Annotated in this window: 19 protein-coding genes; 8 read left to right on the top strand and 11 right to left on the bottom strand. The window is 70.9% G+C overall.

Translation table 11 applies throughout. The features are described 5' to 3' along the window. The first annotated feature begins 74 nt into the window (after window positions 1-74). A complete protein-coding gene (locus ACE3Q8_RS18350) occupies window positions 75-1,787 on the top strand; it encodes a calcium-binding protein (protein ID WP_374471745.1) in 1,713 nt (570 codons plus the stop codon). A 16-nt stretch (window positions 1,788-1,803) separates the two neighbouring features. Here ACE3Q8_RS18350 and ACE3Q8_RS18345 read toward each other — a convergent pair whose 3' ends face one another. Then, on the bottom strand, window positions 1,804-2,280 hold the full coding sequence (locus ACE3Q8_RS18345) for a TadE/TadG family type IV pilus assembly protein (protein ID WP_374471744.1): 477 nt from the start codon (window positions 2,278-2,280) through the stop codon (window positions 1,804-1,806). A 41-nt stretch (window positions 2,281-2,321) separates the two neighbouring features. Continuing rightward, entirely contained in the window at window positions 2,322-2,816 is a 495-nt protein-coding gene (locus ACE3Q8_RS18340; protein WP_374471743.1) for a TadE/TadG family type IV pilus assembly protein, read from the bottom strand. 174 nt (window positions 2,817-2,990) lie between these two features. Between ACE3Q8_RS18340 and ACE3Q8_RS18335 the strand changes: the two genes are divergently transcribed. Beyond that, complete coding sequence (locus ACE3Q8_RS18335) at window positions 2,991-4,331, top strand: pilus assembly protein TadG-related protein (protein ID WP_374471742.1); 1,341 nt, start codon at window positions 2,991-2,993, stop codon at window positions 4,329-4,331. A 160-nt stretch (window positions 4,332-4,491) separates the two neighbouring features. Here ACE3Q8_RS18335 and ACE3Q8_RS18330 read toward each other — a convergent pair whose 3' ends face one another. The 3 genes from ACE3Q8_RS18330 to ACE3Q8_RS18320 all read right to left on the bottom strand — a co-directional run bounded on the left by ACE3Q8_RS18330 (window position 4,492) and on the right by ACE3Q8_RS18320 (window position 7,225). After that, the gene (locus ACE3Q8_RS18330) at window positions 4,492-5,448 is read right to left on the bottom strand and encodes an alpha/beta hydrolase (RefSeq protein ID WP_374471741.1); all 957 of its coding nucleotides are present in this window, start codon (window positions 5,446-5,448) and stop codon (window positions 4,492-4,494) included. A 232-nt stretch (window positions 5,449-5,680) separates the two neighbouring features. After that, entirely contained in the window at window positions 5,681-6,577 is an 897-nt protein-coding gene (locus ACE3Q8_RS18325) for a hypothetical protein (RefSeq protein ID WP_374471740.1), read from the bottom strand. A 282-nt stretch (window positions 6,578-6,859) separates the two neighbouring features. Then, a complete protein-coding gene (locus ACE3Q8_RS18320) occupies window positions 6,860-7,225 on the bottom strand; it encodes a putative quinol monooxygenase (RefSeq protein ID WP_374471754.1) in 366 nt (121 codons plus the stop codon). A gap of 155 nt (window positions 7,226-7,380) precedes the next feature. On the opposite strand from ACE3Q8_RS18320, the gene ACE3Q8_RS18315 reads away from it, so the two are divergent. From ACE3Q8_RS18315 to ACE3Q8_RS18305, 3 genes are all read left to right on the top strand, one after another. Next, window positions 7,381-8,271: an AraC family transcriptional regulator N-terminal domain-containing protein gene (locus tag ACE3Q8_RS18315; RefSeq protein WP_374471739.1), complete on the top strand. Its 891-nt coding sequence runs from the start codon at window positions 7,381-7,383 to the stop codon at window positions 8,269-8,271. Between the two features lie 390 nt (window positions 8,272-8,661). After that, window positions 8,662-9,249, top strand: a complete 588-nt coding sequence (locus tag ACE3Q8_RS18310; protein ID WP_374471738.1) for a septation protein IspZ — start codon at window positions 8,662-8,664, stop codon at window positions 9,247-9,249. A gap of 49 nt (window positions 9,250-9,298) precedes the next feature. Continuing rightward, window positions 9,299-9,523 (top strand): hypothetical protein, encoded by a 225-nt coding sequence (locus tag ACE3Q8_RS18305; protein ID WP_374471737.1) that lies wholly within the window; start codon window positions 9,299-9,301, stop codon window positions 9,521-9,523. A gap of 201 nt (window positions 9,524-9,724) precedes the next feature. Here ACE3Q8_RS18305 and ACE3Q8_RS18300 read toward each other — a convergent pair whose 3' ends face one another. From ACE3Q8_RS18300 to ACE3Q8_RS18275, 6 genes are all read right to left on the bottom strand, one after another. Then, window positions 9,725-10,429, bottom strand: a complete 705-nt coding sequence (locus ACE3Q8_RS18300) for an SOS response-associated peptidase (RefSeq protein ID WP_374471736.1) — start codon at window positions 10,427-10,429, stop codon at window positions 9,725-9,727. Window positions 10,430-10,625: 196 nt separating this feature from the next. Further along, window positions 10,626-13,061, bottom strand: a complete 2,436-nt coding sequence (locus ACE3Q8_RS18295; protein WP_374471735.1) for a TonB-dependent receptor — start codon at window positions 13,059-13,061, stop codon at window positions 10,626-10,628. After that, window positions 13,061-14,041 carry a FecR domain-containing protein gene (locus ACE3Q8_RS18290; protein ID WP_374471734.1) on the bottom strand — a complete coding sequence of 327 codons (981 nt, stop codon included), beginning with the start codon at window positions 14,039-14,041 and terminating at the stop codon, window positions 13,061-13,063. Before ACE3Q8_RS18290 ends, ACE3Q8_RS18295 begins: the two co-directional genes overlap by 1 nt. 112 nt (window positions 14,042-14,153) lie before the next feature. Next, complete coding sequence (locus tag ACE3Q8_RS18285; RefSeq protein WP_374471733.1) at window positions 14,154-14,681, bottom strand: RNA polymerase sigma factor; 528 nt, start codon at window positions 14,679-14,681, stop codon at window positions 14,154-14,156. A gap of 143 nt (window positions 14,682-14,824) precedes the next feature. Continuing rightward, entirely contained in the window at window positions 14,825-16,024 is a 1,200-nt protein-coding gene (locus tag ACE3Q8_RS18280) for an LptF/LptG family permease (protein ID WP_374471732.1), read from the bottom strand. Then, entirely contained in the window at window positions 16,021-17,316 is a 1,296-nt protein-coding gene (locus tag ACE3Q8_RS18275; RefSeq protein WP_374471731.1) for a glycosyltransferase family 4 protein, read from the bottom strand. Before ACE3Q8_RS18275 ends, ACE3Q8_RS18280 begins: the two co-directional genes overlap by 4 nt. A 193-nt stretch (window positions 17,317-17,509) precedes the next feature. Here ACE3Q8_RS18275 and ACE3Q8_RS18270 point away from each other — a divergent pair, with 193 nt between their 5' ends. Genes ACE3Q8_RS18270 through ACE3Q8_RS18260 form a run of 3 tightly spaced genes read left to right on the top strand, consistent with a single transcriptional unit; the run spans window position 17,510 to window position 20,486 of the window. After that, the gene (locus ACE3Q8_RS18270) at window positions 17,510-18,676 is read left to right on the top strand and encodes a glycosyltransferase (protein ID WP_374471730.1); all 1,167 of its coding nucleotides are present in this window, start codon (window positions 17,510-17,512) and stop codon (window positions 18,674-18,676) included. Then, on the top strand, window positions 18,673-19,629 hold the full coding sequence (locus ACE3Q8_RS18265; RefSeq protein WP_374471729.1) for a hypothetical protein: 957 nt from the start codon (window positions 18,673-18,675) through the stop codon (window positions 19,627-19,629). Before ACE3Q8_RS18270 ends, ACE3Q8_RS18265 begins: the two co-directional genes overlap by 4 nt. Continuing rightward, window positions 19,623-20,486, top strand: coding sequence for a hypothetical protein (locus ACE3Q8_RS18260; RefSeq protein ID WP_374471728.1), 864 nt, complete (start codon window positions 19,623-19,625; stop codon window positions 20,484-20,486). The genes ACE3Q8_RS18265 and ACE3Q8_RS18260 overlap by 7 nt, the downstream gene beginning before the upstream one ends. Window positions 20,487-20,550 lie beyond the last annotated feature (64 nt).

Raw genomic sequence — 20,550 nt, 5'->3', positions numbered from 1 at the left:
CATGCTTTGGATGCAATTACTGGTTCCGCTGTGGTCCGGGCGGGGGTGGCGCAAGTCATCAGCAGGCGGGATGCATGGCGACTCTGGACGCAGAACAATTCGTGCGCGGCGTGGGCGTGAACGTGCACGTGAGTTGGACGAAACATCCGTATTCGGACACTACGAAAGTCATAGAGGCGTTGGATTATCTCGGAATTGACAGCATCCGGGACTACATCAACATCGCCTCGTTCCCGATCTACAAGCAGCTCGCGGCGGCGGGGATCCGCTTCGATCTCATGCTCAATCCGGTGGTCGGGATCGACAGCTACATCGGCTGGGCGCGTGCGCTCGAGCAGTCCTATCCGGGATCCGTCTCCGCCCTGGAGGGACCGAACGAGGTCGACAAGCAGGCGGTGAGCTTCCAGGGGCTGACCGGCTACGCCGGCGCGGTCGCGACGCAGAAGGCGCTCTACGCCCGGGCTAACGCCGACCCGGTCTTGAACGACGTGCCGGTGTACAACCTGAGCCTCGCCGGCATCGACCCGCCCGAGTACGAGGCCGTAGGGGACCTCTCCGCCCACGCGGACTACGGCAACATCCACAGCTACTACCAGGCCGGCCAGCAGTCGTGGGGCTACAGCTTCGCCGACCCTCGGTACACGCTGCAGGCCTGGATCGAGTCCGGCCAGTGGAGCGCGCCCGGTCGGGGCGTCGTGATCACCGAGACCGGCTCCACCAGCTCGGCCGGCACGGTGATCGGGGTCACAGAGGAGGTGCAGGCCAGGCAGATCCTCAATTCCCTGTTCGCCGCCGCCAAGCACGGGGTTGCGGCCACCTACCTCTACGAGCTGGTCGGCGCGAACGCGGATCCCGGCAGCGTCGAGGGGCAGTACGGCCTGTTCCGCAGCGACTGGACCCCCAAGCCGGTGGCCCACGCGCTGCACAACCTCACCACCATCCTGACGACCGGGCCGGGCGCGGCCACGGGATCCGCGGCGCCGGCCTACACCGTCAGCGGCCTGCCGCTGACCGGCGCCAGCCTGCTGTTCCAGGAGGACGACGGCGCCTACGACATCGTGGTCTGGGCGGAGCCGGACCTCTGGGACCAGGCCTCACGCACGGCGCTCACGGCGCCCGCCAGCGCCATCAACGTCTCGCTCGGCGCGACCTATGCCCGCGTGGCGGTCTACGACCCCCTGGTCGGCGAGGCGCCGGTGCAGACGTTCAGCAACGTGAGCAGCGTGCGCCTGTCCCTAACCGACCATCCGCTGATCATCGAGGTCGCAGGCGCGGCCCCGCCAGCGCCGGGCGATCCGCCGCCGGCGCCGTCCTCTCCCGGAGGCGTGGTCTGGACCGGCACCGCGCAGAACGACTGGAAGGCCGGCACCGACGGCGGCGACACCCTGTCCGGCGCCGCCAGCACCGATGTCCTCGCCGCAGGCAAGGGCGCAGACCTGGTCCAGGGCGGCTCGGAGAACGACACGCTGCTGGGCGGCGAGGGCGACGACCGGCTGTTCGGCGAGGCGGGCCGCGACATCCTGCGGGGCGGGCCAGGCGACGACACCCTGTCCGGCGGTGACGGCGACGTGGACTTCTTCGTGATGGAGCGGGGCGGCGGGCACGATCTGGTGACCGACTTCATGCTCCATGAGCGGGTCGACCTGCGCGAGTTCGGGCCGGACGGGCATGGCTATGCGCTGACCCAGGCCGCCGACGGCGCTCTGATCAGCCTCGGCGACACCAGCCTCCTCCTGATGGGCGTCCAGGCCTCACGGCTGCGGGACGGCAACTTCATCTTCGAATGAGAGCCGCCGCGCGCCCTCACTCGAGCTCGACAGAGCGGCCGAGGCGAGGGCGATGCAGCGTCCGCTTCTGGAACTGCAGCGGCCGGCTGACGGCGAGGCTGAACATCGGGCTGTAGGCGTAGCTCACGTCCGTGACGATCACGCTCTCGCCGGCCCGCAGGGACCCTGCGGGCAGGCTGGCCGGCGCGTCGCCGACGTAGGCGGGGCCGAGCACCTGCCAGTCGCGCCGGATCACGCCCTTGTCGTCGGCGCTGAAGCTCATCACCCGCTCGCCCAGCGCGGCGCCGGGGAACGGCGCCATCATGGCCGGACCGGCGGCGAGCACGTCCTGCAGTTCCGTCGGGCTGAGGCTCCGCTCCCGCGCCACCACGTCGCCGATCGCGGCGCCCACATGGGCGAGCTTCCGCTGCGCCTGGACGGCCTGCACGACCTCGATGGTCCCGAAGAACAGCAGGATCAGCACGGGCGCCAGGAAGGCGAACTCCACGAGCACGGCGCCCCGCTCTTCCCGGAGGATCGCAAATAGCGCCCGCCTCACCGGAAGGGCTCGTTCTTGAACAGCATGTGCGCCGTCATCCGCGCCGTCCCGGGCGGTCCGTGCGTGAAGCCGTCGCCGAGGAAGGGCGTGAACATCGGCCAGTCGTAGGTGGCGGTGACCAGCATGATGGCGTTGGCCCCGCCGTTGACGAACCGATCCTCCTCCGGCCGCGCCTGGTCCTGGGCCGCCGCGGCCTGGGCGAAGGTGGCCAGCGGCCGCACGTTCACGCGCAGGCGCGCCAGGCAGGTGGGCGGCGGATCGAACATGCCCTCGCAGATCAGGGCCTTGAACGCCGCTGCGCCGCCTGCGCCGCTCGCCTGGCCCGTCCGGATGTGACGCGAGGCCGCGAGCACGGCGTCGTCGAAGCTCGCCGACACCATGCCCGCGATCCCGTGCTGGATCGCCCCCAGCAGCAGGCCGAGGAAGAGCGGGACGAGGAGGGCGAACTCCACCGCCGCCGCCCCGGAGTCGCACCTCTTCAGGCTGGTCACGGGCATCTTCGTGTCGCTGCTCCACTACGCAGGCCGGCTCTCATTTGAGGCGGAGGCCCGCCCTACGGCCGCGCTTAGTCTTCCGCAGAGCGGACCACGGGAGCTGATCATTTGAACGTCCGTCGATACGCACGCCGACGGCTGTGGCGCCTGGCCGGCGACACCGGAGGGGCCATGGCTGTCAGCCTGGCGCTGGCCCTGCTGCCGCTCACCATCGCCACGGTGGGCGCCCTCGACCTGCACCGGGCCCTTTCGGCCCGGACCCAGCTCCAGGACGCCCTGGACGCCGCGGCCCTCGCCGGCGCGGGCGCGGTGACGGCGAAGGCCTCGCCGGCGACCGCCGGCGACGACGAACGCCTGACGGAGGTGGCGGCCCGCGCGTTCCAGGAGAATCTCGGCGCGGGACGACCGGATTTCCAGGTCACCCGCCGCGCGTTCCGGTTCGACCGCGACCATGCCGGGGTGGTCGTCGCCGAGGCCGAGGCGGAGATCCCGACGATCCTCGGCCAGCTCGTGATGGCGGGCCAGCCGCTGCGGGTGACGGCGCGCGCGGAGGTCGTCCGCGGCGCGAAGAACCTGGAAGCGGCGCTGGTGCTCGACGTGACCGGGTCGATGCGGGGCCAGAAGCTGACGGCGCTGAAGTCCGCGGCCAAGGACCTGGTGGACCTGCTGGTCCAGGACGAGCAGACGCCCTTCTATTCCAAGGTGGCGCTGGCGCCCTACGCCGCGACCGTGAACCTCGGCGGCCTGGCGGACGAGGCGCGGGGCGAGGCGCGGAAGAACTGCACCAGCTATGGCTGCGCGCGGTTCCGGTTCACGTCGGCTTCCGGCGATCCGCAGGAGTTCAGGGCGACCACCTGCGTGACCGAGCGCACCGAGCGCGAGCAATACACGGACGCGGGCTTCCGGCAGGCGCCGGTCGGCTTCAACTACGCCGGCGCCGCGAACCCTTGCCTGGGCAGCCAGGTCCGGCCCCTGAGCTCCGACCGCGCCGCGCTCAAGGCGTCGATCAACGGCTATGTGGCCGAGGGCTACACGGCCGGCCACATCGGCCTGGCCTGGGGGTGGTACGCGCTTGCGCCGGGCTTCGCAGGTCTGTGGCCCGTGGAGAACCGCCCCGCCGACTACGACCGTGACAGGCTGCTCAAGGTGGTCGTCCTGATGACCGACGGCATGTTCAACACCGCCTACCGCGACGGGGTCGTGGCGGCCGAGGACTCTCGGCAGGACTGGAACGCCCGCCGGGAGCAGATCCCGGGCAGGGCGACCAACGGCGACGCCTTCCACCAGGCCCGCGCGCTCTGCGACGGCATCAAGGCCCGCGGCGTCCTTGTCTATGCGGTCGGGTTCGATCTGGGCAGCCAGTCGGCGGCCGATGCGGCCGCCTCCCGCGCGCTCATGGCCCACTGCGCCAGTTCGCCGGACCACGTCTACCTGCCGGAGACGGGCGCCGACCTGAAGGCGGCCTTCCACCAGATCGGCGAGGAGATCTCCGCCCTGCGCCTCTCGCGCTGATCGCGGGTTTGGGGGGCTGCTCAGCCCGCCTGGCGGATCGCCCCCCACCGGCCCGCCAATCTCGCCCGGTCGCGCCGCCGCACGGCGGCAAGGTCGCCCGGGCAGGCTTCGTCTCGGTCGGCCTCCGCGGAATTCAGCCCGACCACGGGCATGGCCGGATCTACCTCTTCAGGTGGTCCTCGAACCACCGCACCATCGCCTGCATGGCCTCCGTGGCGTAGGCGTCGGTCTTCGCCGGGTCGCCCTTGACGTAGAAGTCGTGGTCGGCCCCGGCGAACAGCCTCAGTTCCGACTCCACCCCGGCCTTCTCGAGAGCCTGGCGCATGGCCGCCCCTTGGGAGGGCGGCACGCCCCTGTCGGCGTCGCCGTGCAGGATCAGCGTCGGCGGATCGCGCGCGTCGATGCTGTGGATCGGTGAGACCGACGCCAGCAGCGTGTCGTCGAAGGCGATGGCGCCGGCCTTGGGACGGCCCTGGAGGAGGGCGGCCAGGTCGGTGGGCGGGAAATAGGCGACGACGGCGGCGATGCGGTTGCCCGAACGCTCCACGGGGTCGGTGGCCGCGGGATCGCCGTCGTCGGCCATCATTCCGGCCACGAGCGCCAGATGTCCCCCGGCGCTCGCGCCCCACGCACCGATGCGCCTGGGATCGGCGCCGTAATCGGCGGCGTGGAGCTTGATGTGACGCATCCCGCGCCGGACGTCTGCGACCGCGTCCGGAACCTGGAAGCGGGGCGCCGAGGCGTGGTAGAGGGCGACGACGGTGAAGCCCCTGTCGATCAGCGCCTGATAGCGGGCCTGGCGTTCTTCCGGCGGGGCCCACGACGATCGCCAGCCGGCCGACACCATGTTGACCACAAGCGCGCCGTTGGCGTTTCTCGCCGGCTTGAAGACGTCGTAGGTGAGCGCCATGCCGTCGCGGTGGCCGTAGACGACATCGCGGACATAGGTCGCCGTCTTCAGTTCCGCGGCCGTCGGCGCTCGCAGGGCGCTGCGAGGGTAGCCGCTGAGCGGCGGGCCCGGGTCGGGCGTCGGCCGGACAGGAACCTGCGCCGAACTCACGCCGCCGAAGCCGACCGCCGACGCGAAGGCGAGCGCCGCGCCCCATAGCCAGGCCATGATCTTCCCCGTGCCTTTACTCTTGGAGCCTAGCGGCTCTCTTGGAGCCTAGCGGCGCCTGCGTCCCGGCGCCAACAGCGTCCGCCGCCGTCGCGGCGACGCGGATGGTCAGGGGCCCGACCTCATAGGCCGCGCAAGCTAGAGGGCGACGGCGGATCCCAGGCGCGATCCCGGACGGCCATTCAGCGCTGGGCTGGAGGCGAAAGCCGAGATCATTGGCCGGGCGGCGCGACTAGGCGGCCAGGCTGCCATCGGCGCGCCACATGGCGACGATCCCGAGCTGGCCGAGCGTCGTGAACATGCGGGCCAGGTCCCGCTGGTTGTTCCGCAGGATGCGGACGACGTCCCTGCGCCCGAAGCTGGCGACGGGGAGGGTGGCGCCCTTTGGGGAGAGGTCGCAGAGGCCCAGCTCCGCCAGTGCGCCCACACGGCGACGCACCGTTTCCGCGGGCAGGCCCAGACGTCTCGCAAGCTGAGCCGCGCTTGCGGGCTGCTGCCGCTCCGCGCTCAGTCCAGCCTCGAGGGGCAGGTGCTCGTGCGTCGAGCGGAGCAACTCGAGCCAGACCGTTGACGTGACCACATCGCCCAGCTCGGCCGAGAGGACCCCGACGAGACGAAGGAGGTATTCGGCCGACGCCCTCGCCACCGCCCGCAGCGGAGGCGCGCCTTCCCAGGGAGGCGCGGAGGAGGGCTCGAAAGGGAAGCCGAGGCTCGCCAGGCGGCTGAAGAGCGCCACCGCTCGGGCGTAGCCCGCCTCGGCGGCCGCGCGGTGAGAGGTGGCCCTGACGACCCAGCCGGGCACAATCACCCCGGCGGGGGTCGTGCGGTAGACGCCGACCAGGGCCAGGCGCGCGACGCGCCGGCGCGCCGTCTCGAACGGAATGCCCAGGGATTGGGCTACGGCGTTGATACTGATCGGGCGGCGTATCGCCTCCGGAGGCGGGCTGTCGTAGGTCGCGTATCGGCGATTGAGTCCCGGGTCCCGAAGAACCGGCTCCACGTTTGCCTGGGTGACCGCCAGCATGATGAGCGCGTCGACGAGATCGAGCGGGCCGCGTCCAAGCCGCACCTGGTCCAGGAGGACGTCGGCGGAGGCGCGAAGCACCGCCTGGGGTAGCTTGAGTGCCACGCTCCTCTCCGCCTCTGCGCTGCGTCCTCTCCAGGTTGAAGGATGATAGTTTGCTTCTGCGGTCTCAGGCCATGCGGCAGCCCGCCCGCGCCAGTCGCCCTGCCACTCGCTGCGCGTCGCGTCCGTTCGATGGCGCGGGCGCCCTGGCAAAGGCAGTCGAAGCGATAGCGCGGCGCGTCATCAGCGAACACGAGCTTCCGGCGCCGCCCTGGTCTGGACTTTCCACCCAGCTGCCAAGAGGGGGCCGCAGACCGCTTCTGGCGCATGACGGCCAAGCACGCCTCAGGCGAAGACCGTCTTGCTGAGCAGGACGTCCACCTTCTGTACGTGGGCGGGGACGGCGAGAAGGCGGTTCATCCGCTCCACGTCGCGGAAGATGTCTCCCCCGCCGCCAGCCACATGTGCGTCGCGGCTGGCGATACTTGGGAACGCTTCGAAGATGGCGAATGTGGTCTGCGAATGCCGTACTGCGTACCAGGGGCCCGTGCCTGGCTCGTCCTCCACGCATGCTCGAATGTCGTGGAGCATCTGCAGCACTTCGTCCTCCCGCCCTGGGAGGGCCTCGACAAGGATGTAGAAGGCTTTCGGGCCCTCTTCGCCGTCCCCTCCGGTCATTACGACCCCGCGATGCTGCTCGTCGTTGGTCATGATCAAGGTCTGCTCCCTCGCGTCGAGCGCAGTGAATCCGGGCCGGAGCCCAATCTGCCGCCGAGAGCGCAGCCGGGGTTGCGCGCTTGACCTGAAATCTTGCCCAAAACTCCGATGAACCTTTACGCTGTGGTTGGTCCGGCAAGGAGGTCCGCGTGACCCAGGCTCTTCGGGACGCGATAGACCGCTACGCCCGGACCCACGCCGACGCCGCCGGTATCGCTGGGACGCCTGTTCGCGGAATGAGCCTGGTGCGCTCGATTTCGGCGGGGGAGCTGCGGCACGCGATCGACCGCCCGCTGATCTGCCTGGTCGTCCAGGGGACAAAGCAGGTGACCACGCGATCTCAGTCTCTGGCGTTTCGCGCTGGCGACTGCATGCTGCTTACGGCTGACGCCGTCACGGTCAGCCAGATCACTCAGGCCAGCCCGAGCACGCCCTATCTCTCGTTCGCACTCAATCTCGACGCGGCCATCATCGCCGAACTCAGCGCCGAGATGAACGCGGTCGCGTCCGAGGGCGGCCCAGCGCTTCGGCTGCAGCCCACTGATGCAGAGGTGGCCGACACCGCCCTGCGGCTCGTCAACCTTCTCGATCGCCCGGCGGCCATGCCCGTGCTCCAGGCGCAGATTGTGCGGGAGCTGCACTACTGGCTGCTGGCTGGCGACCAAGGCCCAGCGATGCGCCACATGGGGCTGCCGGACAGCCGCTCGCGGCGGATCGCCCGCGCCGTCGAGATCGTCCGCACAGACTTCGCTGCGCCCCTGTCTGTCGCGCAGCTCGCATCGGCGGCCGGCATGAGCACCTCAACCTTCCACCACCACTTCCGAGCCGTCACCTCACTCTCCCCCTTGCAGTTCCAGAAGCAGCTGCGGCTCATCGAGGCGCGACGCCTGATGCTGGCGAAGGGGCTGAAGCCCAGCGTCGCGGCCCACAAGGTCGGCTATGAGAGCGTGTCGCAATTCACGCGCGAGTATCGCCGCCTCTTCGGACAGCCGCCGGCGCGCGAAACTCGGCAAGCTCAGCGCGCGCTTCGGTCTGCCTGACGCCCAGGGACTCCTAGGCGGTTGCCTGAGCCGGTCCGGCGTGGAAATGGTCGTGGGAAGAGCGGCCGGGCTCTGCCCCGCGCTGCCGACATGCAGGTCCTCCTGAAGGTCCGTCAGCGGTCGCGAGCCGACGGCCGGTGGCAGGGCCAGCCAAGGTCTGCTTCGCGGCGAGCAGTGAATATCCGCTCGGGGTCGCGAGCGGACCTTGGCCCCTGTCCAGCAAGCGGACGTCGGCGTCGGAGCACAGAGCGCCGACCACTAGGGCCAGCTATGCGTAGAGAGCGCACTCCGCCCTCGCCGTAGCCTTCCGCCGCAGGCAAGCCTGCGACATCGGAGGATGGAGCCTTAGCATCAGACACCTGCCAAGCTGGGACCACACGAGCAATCCTGATGCGCTACTTCACAGCCACGGCCCGTCCCATCGTCACTGACCTTGCCTCGACGCTGGTCTTTTATGGCGTCTACCTGGCGACGGGGTCAGCCCGGCTGGGCGCCGCGCTTGGGCTCGTGATCGCCTTGGCTCAGCTTTCGGTTTTCCTATTCCGTCGCCTTCGACCGCCCGGCCTCCTGATCGTGAGCATAGGCCTGACCCTAGCCTTGGGGAGCCTCACCTTCCTCACCGTCGATGCGCGCTTCCTGCTGATCAAGCCTGCGCTGATCTCCCTGGTGCTCGGGGTGACCATGCTGCCGCGCGGATGGGTGACGAGCTATGTTCCCCCGCTCGCTCGTGAGCTTCTCTCAGACCGCACGTTCGATCACGTCGGCTGGGGGTGGGCGGCGCTGATGTTCACGAGCGCGGCCGTGAACGTCGCAGCCGTTGCGCTCCTCCCCCCGGATAGAGCCGCTGTGTTCTTCACTCTGTGGGCCGTGGCCTCCAAGTGCGCGCTGTTTATCGGCCAGTACGCAGTTCTACGTCTAAGGGCGGGGCGGCTTTACCGCGAGCGGAGCGCCGCCGAGACGGCGCCTTCGTCCAATTGAACGTTGGCGGCTCGGTAGGTGGCCGGTCCGCCAGGGTCGCGAGCGGCGATTGCTCCAGGCCGAGCAGCAGGCCTTCCGAAGGTCCGCTCCCGACCCGTTGCGGAGCTTCGATCCGGGCGGCCAGTCGGCGGCCGAAGCGGCCGCCTCCCGCGCGCTCATGGCCCACTGCGCCAGCTCGCCGGACCACGTCTGCCTGCCGGAGACGGGCGCCGACCTGAAGGCGGCCTTCCACCAGATCGGCGAGGAGATCTCCGCCCTGCGCCTCTCGCGCTGATCGCGGCTCTGGGGGTCGATGGGCGGGGTGCTCAGCCCGCCTGGCGGATCGCCCCCCACCGGCCCGCCTTCGCACCCCAGACGCGTTGACCCCGTCCGAGGGGGCGCGGTGCGATCCGGCGGCGGAGCACAAGGCCGACCCATTCCTGGCCTTCATCCACGTCGCGCTATCCGTTCTGGCTGCGCCGGACGGTGAGTCCTCCTAGATCAGCTTCCGCATCTCCCGCGACATCACGGCCTCACGAGGCGCAACCGTCAGTACGTAGCTCCCCGCCGGTGGCGTACAGGCGAAGGCTTCCTTGCCGGGACCATTGAGGTCGAGCCATTCGAGCCCTTGCTCGAGCGTCAGGATCGAGGGCGTGCGGTCGTGGATCGGCTCGACGTCAGCGCAGGCCGGCCCGGTGACGAATGCGAAGCTCTCCAACCCTTCGGGGAAGTCTTCAGGGTTCGAGCGCTCCCAGATCCCGGCGAAGTAGCGGACGCCGCCACTCCGCCACGTGATCTCGTGGCGCGTCTTCGGCTGGCCCTTTTTCCAGCCGGGCGGTTCGCTGTACTCGATGAAGGAGGTGAGCGGCACGAGACAACGCCGCTTCCTGTAGGACTCTCGGAACGTCGGCGCCGTGTCCACGGTCTCGAAGCGGGCGTTCGTACACATCGCCCGCCAATCCTTCACGGCCTTCCGATGGAAGAACGGCACGAGCCACCAACGGACGTCGGCGGCGTAGAGGCCGGCGCGAGGGTTCTCCGGATCGTCGGGCCGGATGATGGTCGCGCGGTTGGTCGGCTTAAGCGGCTCGCCTGGCGGACGGTTCGAGGCCGCACCCTCGAACCTCAGCGGAATGTGGAGTTGCGAGAATTCGGCTGCGATCTCGGCGAGCTTGCCGTTGAAGCGGTATTCGTTGCACATCACGAGAGCTAACGTCCGCTAGGGGCGCGTGTCGAGATGTCTGCCTCAGCCCCATGACCGACCGCGGAGCCATGGCTGCCCAGCATTGCACGCGCCGGAATCGGACGGGCCGGTCACCCCGCAGGCTGCAAAGCCCGTCGCATCCGGAGGTGGAGGACACGATGATCGACCCGCGGACCTCACGCCTGCGCCGTCCCTAGAACCGCCGGCTGAATCGGAAGGTCACGGTGCGGGGGCTCGGTGGGGTGATGATCTGCTCACGGCCGATCAGGTAGGGGTTGCCGTAGGCGAAGGTGTTGGCCTGGCTGTTCAGCGGGTTATCGACGGCGGCGCTCAGCGTCCAGTCCGGCGTCGCCAGGCTGGCGACCCCACGCAGGCCCACGACATCGCCCATCGCGTGAGCCTGATCCGCGTCGAAGGTGAAGTAGGACGCGCCCACATAGGAGGCCTGGCCCTGCAGGCGCAGGGTTAGCCCCGCGGCCAGTTCCCGGTGGTAGTCGAGGCCAAGGCTGGCCGAGGTCCGCGGAACTCCGGGGAGGGCGGCGCCTTCGCGCCCGCTGAACGCGGGGTCGAACCGGGTGACTTCGGGATCGTTGACCAGCGCCGCGGCGCGCAGGTCGAGCCGCTCGTTGACGCGGAAGGCCGCCTCGACCTCGACGCCTCGGTTGGCGCCGTCGCCGATGTTGGCGGTGTAGGCGACGCCGTCGGCGAGATACTGGTCGCTCTGGACGGACTCCCAGCTGGCGTAGAACACCGCCGCCCGGCCTTGCAGGCGCCCATCGAAGCCCCGGACCTTGGCGCCCAGTTCGAAATTCCACAGCTCGTCGGCCAGGTAGCGACCCGGTGGCGTCCCCGGCGCGCCGAACAGCTGTCCGATCCGCCCGGCGGTGTTGAACCCGCCCGGGCGGTAGCCCTCGGCGGCCTGGGCATAGACTAGGACCTCGGGGCGGACCGCATAGGTGACGAGAAGCTTCGGGGAGAAGCCACTGGCCTCGGCGGATCGACGGGTCTCGCGCTGGCCCGCCGCCTGGGTCACCGTGGAGGCGGTGGTGAAGCTGTAGTCGAACCAGCGCAGACCGGCCGTGGCGGAGAGGCGGGCGGTGGCGTCGAAGGTGACTTCGCCATAGAGCGCAACCTCGTTGATCTCGTCGCGCCGACGCTCGGCATAGGCCGTCGGCGAGCCGGCGGGCAGGGCGTGAAGGTCGGCGGCGAGCCCGAGCGAGCCCTGTGAGGCGAAGGCCCCGATGAGGCCGTGCAGGCGGTGCTCGCCCGGGGTGGCGTAGGTGACTTCCGCCACCGTCAGGTCGATCCGCCTGTTCTCGTCGAACGCCGCCGGGCCAGCCGCGAGGCCGTAGAGCGGGGCGACCGCCGTGGCGTCGTAGCGGCTGTCGAACTGGTGGGAGAGCCGCGAGACCGCGCCCGTCGTCCGGCCCCAGCCGCCTTCGCCAGCCAGGGACACGGAGGCATGGTCGAAGTCGCTGTCGTGGGGCTCGCGCACCAGGGTGTCGCGGGTCCTCGGTCCCAGGCGCCGCAATCCGTACTGGGTGTCCGCGTTGTCGATCGACTGGTGGGTCAGGCCCAGCGTCAGCGTCCAGCTTGGCGTGACAATCGCGCGCAGGGACGCGCGCGCCCCAACCTGGTCGGATCCGTTCGCGCGGCGCAGGCCGAGCGCGGGGTTGGCGATATAGCCGTCCTGGGCCTCCCGGTAGACCACCGCCCGCAGCGCCGCGCGGCCCCGCATCAGCGGCAGGTTGCCCATCGCCTCCAGCTCCGTTCCGCGCCCGCCGCCCTCGGTGAGGCCGACCCCGGCCGACAGGCTGGCGGAAAATCGGTCGAGGTCGGGCTTGCGCGTGACGATCCGCATCACCCCACCCAGCGCGCCGCCGCCGTAGAGGGTGCCCTGCGGGCCGCGCAGGATCTCCACGCGCTCGATGTCGGCCAGGCGCAGGTTCGGGTCAGGGGCGCTGTAGGTGATCGGCACGTCATCGAGATAGAGCGCCACCATAGACTGCGCCTGACCGCTGAAGGCGCCGTCCGACAGGCCGCGGAGCAGCACCTTGTCGCGGCCAGGGCCCAGGTTCGTCACGGTCATGCCGGCGACCTCGCCGGCGAGGTCCTCAAGGCTGGTCAGCGCCTGGCGCTCGAGCACGTCGCGCGGCAGGACCGAGATGGCGTAGGGGGTGCGGCCGGGCAGGTTGGGATAGCGCTCGGCGGTGATCACCACCTCTCCGAGCGCCAGGGGCGCCGGTGCGGGGCGAATGGGTGCGGCCGGGGCTTCGGCCAGGCGGTGGATGATCACCGTGCGGGGATCGGGCCGCCGATAGCCGCAGCCGCTCCCGGCCAGGATGGCGTCGAGGGCGGCGGCCGCTGAAAGGCGGCCCGACAGGGCGGGAGCCTGGCCGCGACAGGCGTCCAGGTCGCCGCCGAGGGAAAGCTCGGCCTGGAGAGCGAAGTCGATCAGCGCCGCCCGGACCGGCTTGGCGGGAATCTGCAACCGTACGACGGGGGCGCTGCGGCCGGCGAACAGGCGCGGCGCAGCCTCGGCGGACGCGGCGCCCATGCAGGCTAGGCCCATGCCCAGCGCCGCGGCCCGGTGTCGGGTGCGGACCTGGCCGAGGTTTCCCTCCGCCATCAGCGCCGCGCTGGCTTGGCCTTCAGGATCACCTCGGGCGGCGTCGTTTCGGCCACGATGGGGGCGAACAGCTCCAGGCGCCGGACCATGGCGGCCTCCTCGTCGACAAGCAGGACGCCCGAGACGGTCACCGCGGCCGCGCTGGGATCGACGCGGATCGGTGTGGCGACATAGCGGTTGAGGTCGGCGACCACCTCTGGAAGCGGCGTGCGTTCGTAGATCAGCTGGCCCGATCGCCAGGCGAAGGCGACGTCCGGCGCCACGTTGCGTTTCCGGGCGCGGCCGCCGGGAGACTGCGCCAGCTGCTCGCCGCGGGTCAGCTGGACTGTCCCCTCCTGGCCGCCCGAGACGGCCACCCGTCCACGGCGAACGGTGATGGCGAGGCGGCCGCCGTGGCTGAGGATGTTGAACTCCGTGCCGAGGACCCGCACCTCGCGCGCGCCGACGGCCACCACGAAGGGGCGGTTCTCCAGATGGGCGACGTCGAAGCTCGCCTCGCCATCGACCAGGGTGACAACTCGTTGCTGGCGGCCCAGCCGCACGCGCAGGGTCGTCGCGCTCCCCAGGGTCAGGCGCGAGCCGTCGGCGAGGGCGATCTCGCGCGTCTCGCCGCGGCGGGTGACGTAGTCCGTGTATGAGGGCGCAGTCAGGTGCGGCGTCACCACGGTGGCGACGATCGCCGCCGCCGCGGCCACGCCGAAGCCGAGCAGCAGGCGGCGTCGCGGGGGGCGGCTGGCGCGCGGCGGGCGCAAGGCGGCGATGTCGGCGGCCAGCGGCGCGGCTTCCTGGGCCTCGGGAGGAAGCCCGTCCAGATCGACCCAGACCGCCTCGACGGCGTGGTAGGCGTCGGCATGCTCGGGATCAGCCTCCAGCCAGGTCTGGAACGCCGTCCAGTCCGCCAGGCTGGCGTCGCCCTGCAGCCTGGCGAACCAGTCGGCGGCGGCCTGATGGATCGGATCTTGAGCGGCGGGCTTGGTCATCGACGGTCTGCGCCTTCTTCGCGCGCGGTCCTGGGCGGGCATCGCCCTAATGACGCCAGGGCGGCCGAGGGCCCACCCAGCATTCCGACGAGGCGATGCAGGCTGGCCACAGTCATCGCCCCACCTTGCTGACCAGATGGCCGAGGGCGAGGCTGATGTGCTTCTCGACAGCGCTGCGCGAGATGCCGACCCGCTCGGCGGTCTCGGCGTGGGTTAGGCCCTCGAACTTGTGCAGACGGAACACCCTCTGGGTCAGCGGCGCGAGGGTCTCCAGCGCCGACGAGAGCTTCTCCAGCCGCTGGCGGGCGATGACCGCGCTCTCGGCGTCGGGCGTGTCGGAGATGTCCAGGGCGCCGACGCTGGCATGGTGGGTCCGGCGCCACTCCGTCTCGCGCGCGGTCGAACGCCTGGCCTGTTTGAGGCGGTCCAGCATCAGGTTGGAGGCGAGGCGGTAGAGATAGGCCGGCGGGTTCTCGACCGGCTCGTGGGCGACCGCCTGGACCTTCAGATAGAGCTCCTGGACCAGGTCCTCCACATCGCCCCGGCCGCCCAGGCGCGCCAGGAAGAACCGACGCATGTCGTCGCGGCGCTCGAGATAGGCGTTGGCCAGAGGCGAGAGGTCGAGGGAGGCGTCCTTCATGCCCAGGTCTGGCGCGAGGTCGGGGCCTGTCGATTGGCGTCGTTCGTCATCACCGGGACATGGGCCCGCTGGAAGGGGCGGCGGTCGAGACATGACGCGCCGAAGGGGCGAAAGCAAGCGCCGGCGGCATGCCGCGACGGCGACTAGTCCGGCAGGGCCTGTGGCCGCCGGAGCATCCGGCCGACCGCGGCGAAGACCGCGGCCACCTGCTCCGAGAGCCAGCTGACCGGGTTCTCGCCGGGACGCCTGCGGCTGGCGATCCAGGTGGCCACGCAGGCGCCGCCGAACAGGCCGGCCGGCGCGCCGATAGCGGCGGCGGCCGGCACGGACGTCGCCCGCACCACCGCCTGGGCCAGCACCATAGAGGTCTCGAAACCGAAGAGCATCAGTCCGCCGATCGCCATGGCGGCACCGGCGCCCCCGCGCTTGGCGCTCAGCCCCAGCGGCACGGCCAGGAGCGGCAGGAGCGGCAGCACCAGCGCCCGCGATGTCCGCGTGAACAGCTCGGCCAGCGCCACCTGGCGCGACAGCGCCGGTTCGGGGGCGGCGAAACCCTGCCTGGCCAGCTCGACCAGCGTCAGTTCGCTGATCTCCTGGCCGCGCCCGCGCAGCAGCGCGGCGGCGTGGGCCGTCGGCAGCCTGACCCTGAAGGTGGTGAAGTCCGTGACATAGGCCCGCCCCTCGCGCGTGGTGCTGACCAGCTGGCCGCGGTCCAGCACCAGGGTGACCACGCGCGCGCCCGGCGCCCTGACGACCTCCGCAGACGCGGCGGCGATCACATCCTCGCGGCCGTCCGGCCCCACGGTGCGGATGAACACGCGCTTCAGGCGATGACCGCTCGAGTCGGCGTCGTCGGCGGTGAGGACGAGGTCGGGGCCGGCGGAAACGATCGCCGCGGGCCGGACGGCCCCGTCCCAGCCTGCATTGGCGGCTGCGTGCAGCACGGCGTGATAGGCGTAGCGGCTGTAGGGTTGCAGGAAGCCGAACAGGGCTACGCTCAGCAGCATGAGGGCGAGACCCAGGCCAACGAGCGGCGCGGCGAAGCGGCCCAGCGAAACGCCGCTGGCCAGGATCGCGTCGATCTCCGAGCTCTTGTTCAGCCCGTGGACCACCACGAACAGCCCGATGAAGAAGCCGCCGGGCAGGGTGAGGCCGACGTAGTGCGGGAGGAGCGTCGTCAGCAGGCGCATCAGGAGGTCGAAGCCTCCCGCGGTCTGCGACAGCAGCTCGAGCGAGCGCATCAGCCGTTCCATCAGGAAGGCGACCATGGTGCTGATCAGCACCGCGGACATCGGGGTCACCGCCCGTCGCAGCAGGTAGCGGTCGAGGTTGGTCAGGATCATGGCGCGAGCCGACCCGACGCGCGGGCAGGGCCGCCCGCCAGGGCTCGTCGCGAGGCTTCCAGTCTGGCTGCAGCCGGCGAGCGCCAGCGGGGGCTTGCTGCGGCAGGCGCGGACGAAGCGGAAGGGCGGTCGAGCGCCTCGGCATAGACCGAGACGACGTCGTCGAGGATGTCCGACCAGCGGTAGGCGGCGCTGCGCTCGAGCGCCGCGGCCGCCAGCCGGCGCCGCGCGCCGTCATCGAGGAGAAGCTTGGAGATGGCCTCAGCGTAGGACTCCGGACGTTCCGGCGCGCAGAGCAGGGCGTCGCGTCCGTGGCGGAGCAGGGCGCGGGTGTTGGGCGCATCGGCGCAGACCATGGCGAGGCCGCAGGCCATGGCCTCCAGGTTGACGTTGCCGAAGGTCTCGGTGGTGCTGGGGTTGAGGAAGATGTCGCCGCTGGCCACGGCCCTGGCCAGGGCCTCCCCCGTCAGGACGCCGGTGAAGACCGCCCGCGGCAAGCGGGCCTCGAACCAGGGGCGGGCCGGACCGTCGCCGATGACCAGCACCTGAGGCGCGTGGCCGAGCGCCTCGAGCCGCGCGATCGTGTCGGCGAAGGCCGCCAGGCCCTTCTCCATCACGATCCGCCCGAGATAGACGATCACCGGGAGGTCACGGTCGAAGCCGACGCCCTGACGCCAGGCCTCGTCGCGGCGCCCCGGATGGAAGAGGGCGGGGTCGACGCCGCGGGCCCAGATGCGGACCGCCGTCGAGCCGGTTTCGCGGCGCAGTTCGTCGGCGATGGCCTCGGTCGGGGCCATCACATAGTCGCAGGCGCCGTAGAAGCCCCAGAGCTGCCGGCGAACCACGGGGCGCAGGAAACCGAGCCCGTAGTAGTCGAGGTAGGTGTCGAACAGAGTGTGGAGGCTGGCGACGACCGGGACCTCGAGCTTTCGGCCGTGGGATAGTGCGGCGCGGCCGAGAGGGTCCGGCGCGGACAGGTGGATCAGGTCGGGCCGGAAGGCCTCGAGGTCGCGCCGGATCGCTGCGGGAAACCCCAGGGCCATGCGGTAATCCGGCCGGAACGGGATCCGCACGGAGGGCACCGACACCAGCTTCCCCACCGGCGGAAAGGCGGGGGTGGGGGAGGTCGGCGAATAGACCCGGACGCTCGCGCCCAGGGTCTCTGTCAGATGACCGACCAGCCGGTTCAGGGACTTGTTGGCGCCGTCGAGGGTGTAATTGTAGTTGCCGGAAAACAGGGCGATCCGCGCCGGGCGCGCGCCGTCTGCGCCCGTGAGAGCCTTGATGCTCATGCTTGTCCTTCCAGGTCGTCGTTCAGCCCCGGCGACAAGGACGACGCGGGCCGCACGCCCCCGCACGGATTCCCGGAATCGATGAGAGCCGCGCCGCCCAGCGTCGTCTTCTCGTCAGGGCAGGCCGCTCGGCGCCGTCAGGGGCGGCGCCGAGCGGCGTCGGCGGGGCGGACCTGGAAGCTGCGAAGACGCGATGCGGGTGGTGGATGTGGCCGAGTTCTATTCCCCGACCGGCGGGGGCGTGCGGACCTATATCGACCGAAAGTTCGAAGGGGCGGCGCAGCTAGGGCACGAGCTGTTCGTGATCGCGCCGGGGCCGTCGGACGCGTTCGAGGCCCGCAGGGCGGGCGGCGTAATCCGAGTGCGCTCTCCCGGCCTCCCGTTCGACGCCAACTATCACATGTTCTGGGAGGCCGATCCGGTGCGCCGCTGGCTGGACCGACTCCAGCCCGACCTTGTGGAGGCCTCGTCGCCGTGGCGGGGCGCCTGGATCGTCGCCAACTGGGCGGGCCCGGCGCGGCGCGCCATGTTCATGCACGCCGATCCGGTGGCCTCCTATCCGCACCGCTGGCTGGCCCCGATCGCCAGCCCGCAACGGGTGGATCGCCTGTTCGAGGGATTCTGGTCCTACCTTCGTCGGCTGGCCGGCCGGTTTTCCTCAGTCGTCACGGCCGGGCCTTGGCTGTCCGAGCGCCTTCAGCGCCAAGGGGTGGATGCGGTGACCAGCATCCCCTTGGGCGTCGACCGCGGCGCCTTCTCGCCCGCGTTGCGCGACGAGCGGCTGCGATCGGCGCTGCTCGCGGCCTGTGGCTGTCCCGCCACGGCCCGCCTGGTCCTGGGCGTGGGCCGCTTCCATCCCGAGAAGCGCTGGCCGATGGTGATCGAGGCGGTGGCGCGGGCCGGCGCTGACGCGTCCCTCGGGCTTGTGCTCGTCGGCGATGGCCTCGACCGCAGGCGGATCCAGCGGGCCGCCGCCCGCCACCCGCACGTCCGGATCATGCCGCCCATCCGTGACCGCGCCCGCCTGGCCGCGTGGCTGGCCAGCGCCGACGCCCTCGTCCATGGCTGCGAGTCGGAGACCTTCGGCCTGATCCCGGCCGAAGCCATGGCCAGCGGCCTGCCGGTGGTGGGGCCCGATCGCGGCGGCTTCCCGCATCTGGCCCAGCCCGCGAGCTCGGAAATCTACCGCGCCGGCGACGCCAGGGCCGCGGCGGCGGCGCTCGCTCGGCTGCTCGCCCGGGATCCGCTCGCCTTGAAGTCGGCCGCGAACGCGGCGGCGGTCCGGGTGCGGCGCGACCTTGACCATTTCGCGGAGCTTTTCGGCCACTATGGGTCGCTGGTGGAGGGCGCGCCGGCATGACCCGGACCTCCGCGGGTCATGCCGGCGCGCCGAACGCCGCGGGAGATGGGGTCTCCCGACGCTGGCTGTGGCTGGGCGGGGGGCTCTCGGTTGCGATGGTCGTGGCCATTGGCCTGCAACTTGGCGGCGCGGCGCCGGAGGCGCTGACACTGATCGGCCAGATGCCGCCCTTCGTCTGGCCAGCCCTGTTGCTGCTCTATCTGATCCAGCCGCTTGTCGACTTCGTCGTCTTCCGGCGGCTCTGGCGCCTGCCTCTGGCGGGGATGGCGGCGCTGTTCCGCAAGAACGTCATCAACGAGGTCGTGCTCGGTTACAGCGGCGAGGCCTACCTCTATGTCTGGGCGCGTCGCGCGGCCGGCGGCGGGGTCGCGCCTTTCGCCGCCATAAAGGACGCCAGCATCCTCTCGGCCCTGCTCGGCAATTTCCTGACCCTGGTCCTGGCGGCGGTCAGCGCGGCGCAGCTGCGCGACCTGGATTTCGCCCGACAGGTGGGGCCGGCGCTCTGGTCGGCGCTTATCCCGTTCGCGATTTCCGTCGGAGCGCTCCTTTTCGCGCGCCGGGTGTTCTCGCTCGCCGCGGCGCAGCTGGCCTATGTCGGCGCCGTCCAGGGTCTGCGTCTGGCCGCCTGGACCGGGCTCACGCTCCTGATCTGGCGGCTGGCGCTGCCGGAGACGCCGCCCGGCGCCTGGATCGTCCTCCTGGCGCTCCGCTGCCTGGTCTCGCGCATCCCGCTGATCCCCAACAAGGAGCTGGTCTTCGGCAATCTGGTCCTGCTCCTGCTCGGCGCCGACGCGCCGATCTCGGTCCTGCTCGCGGCCCTGGCGCTCGTCATGCTCATGCTGCATCTCGTCGTCATGGTCGCGCTTGGGGCGGCGGACCTGGTCCGTCACCTGCGCCCGCCCTCGGGCATCACGGTTCGGGCGGCCGCCGCCGGCAGGGGCGGCGCATGCTGAGGTGGAGCCTGCCGGGGCGTGACATCTGGCGGATCGGTCTCGTGGAAGCGCCGATCGCCGAGGTGGCTCGCCACGGCTTTGCTCCCGGCGCGCTCGTCCATTGGCTGCCCGAGGAAGCGCGCCGGGCGTTCCTGGCCGACCCGTTCGGCGTCTGGCGCGACGGGCGGCTGCTGGTGTTCGCGGAGGCCTATGACTACCGGACGCGCCATGGCGTCATCGTGCTGATCGAGCTGGACGCCGGGTTTTCGCCCGTGCGCCGCTCGGTCGCGCTGCGCGAGCCGTGGCATCTTTCTTATCCGCAGGTCTTCAAGGCCGACGGCGACTGGTGGATGATCCCCGAGGCGCATCGCTCCGGCGGCCTGACGCTCTACCGCGCCGCCGCGTTTCCGCATCGGTGGGAGCCGGTCGTTCGTCTGGAGCTGGACACGCCGGCGATCGATCCCACGCCGTTCCGCCACGACGGCCTCTGGTGGCTGGCCTATTCGCCCTCCGGCGGTCAACGCCGGAAGCAGGGGCGGCTGCATCTCGCCCATGCCGAACGACTGTCGGGGCCGTGGCGGTTGCATGCGGGCAACCCGGTACGCGACGAGCTGGCGTCGAGCAGGCCGGGGGGCACGGCGTGGCTCGAGGATGGCGTTCCACATTTGCCGGTACAGGATTGTACACGGACCTACGGCGGGGCCCTTCGTATGTTGAAGCTCGTGGAGCTCTCACCCGATCGCTTCCAGGCCGAAACGACCGCGCCGCTGCGCCCGCCGCTCGGCGCGGGCGCCTACCGGCAGGGCCTGCATACTCTGTCGGCCTGCGGGCCGGTGACCCTGTTTGACGTGAAGCGCATCGACCGGCGCCTGTGCTGAGGCAGCGCTGAAACAGCCGCTCCGCCGCTGGGGCGGCAGGTGCGTTGAGCATCCGACGCCGGCT

The organism is Phenylobacterium sp., from assembly GCF_041913825.1.
Taxonomy (GTDB): Bacteria; Pseudomonadota; Alphaproteobacteria; order Caulobacterales; family Caulobacteraceae; genus Phenylobacterium.
This window is presented reverse-complemented; position numbering and strand designations above follow the sequence as displayed.

What these genes read in the sequence shown, in the direction of transcription:
- ACE3Q8_RS18335 (WP_374471742.1), top strand. Translation starts at nt 2,991, where the DNA reads ATGGCTGTCAGCCTGGCGCTGGCCCTGCTGCCGCTCACCATCGCCACG.
- ACE3Q8_RS18350 (WP_374471745.1), top strand. Translation starts at nt 75, where the DNA reads ATGGCGACTCTGGACGCAGAACAATTCGTGCGCGGCGTGGGCGTGAAC.
- ACE3Q8_RS18280 (WP_374471732.1), bottom strand. Translation starts at nt 16,024, where the DNA reads ATGATCCTGACCAACCTCGACCGCTACCTGCTGCGACGGGCGGTGACC.
- ACE3Q8_RS18320 (WP_374471754.1), bottom strand. Translation starts at nt 7,225, where the DNA reads ATGACCAACGACGAGCAGCATCGCGGGGTCGTAATGACCGGAGGGGAC.
- ACE3Q8_RS18310 (WP_374471738.1), top strand. Translation starts at nt 8,662, where the DNA reads ATGCGCTACTTCACAGCCACGGCCCGTCCCATCGTCACTGACCTTGCC.
- ACE3Q8_RS18265 (WP_374471729.1), top strand. Translation starts at nt 18,673, where the DNA reads ATGACCCGGACCTCCGCGGGTCATGCCGGCGCGCCGAACGCCGCGGGA.
- ACE3Q8_RS18290 (WP_374471734.1), bottom strand. Translation starts at nt 14,041, where the DNA reads ATGACCAAGCCCGCCGCTCAAGATCCGATCCATCAGGCCGCCGCCGAC.
- ACE3Q8_RS18300 (WP_374471736.1), bottom strand. Translation starts at nt 10,429, where the DNA reads ATGTGCAACGAATACCGCTTCAACGGCAAGCTCGCCGAGATCGCAGCC.
- ACE3Q8_RS18275 (WP_374471731.1), bottom strand. Translation starts at nt 17,316, where the DNA reads ATGAGCATCAAGGCTCTCACGGGCGCAGACGGCGCGCGCCCGGCGCGG.
- ACE3Q8_RS18330 (WP_374471741.1), bottom strand. Translation starts at nt 5,448, where the DNA reads ATGGCCTGGCTATGGGGCGCGGCGCTCGCCTTCGCGTCGGCGGTCGGC.
- ACE3Q8_RS18295 (WP_374471735.1), bottom strand. Translation starts at nt 13,061, where the DNA reads ATGGCGGAGGGAAACCTCGGCCAGGTCCGCACCCGACACCGGGCCGCG.
- ACE3Q8_RS18260 (WP_374471728.1), top strand. Translation starts at nt 19,623, where the DNA reads ATGCTGAGGTGGAGCCTGCCGGGGCGTGACATCTGGCGGATCGGTCTC.
- ACE3Q8_RS18270 (WP_374471730.1), top strand. Translation starts at nt 17,510, where the DNA reads ATGCGGGTGGTGGATGTGGCCGAGTTCTATTCCCCGACCGGCGGGGGC.
- ACE3Q8_RS18285 (WP_374471733.1), bottom strand. Translation starts at nt 14,681, where the DNA reads ATGAAGGACGCCTCCCTCGACCTCTCGCCTCTGGCCAACGCCTATCTC.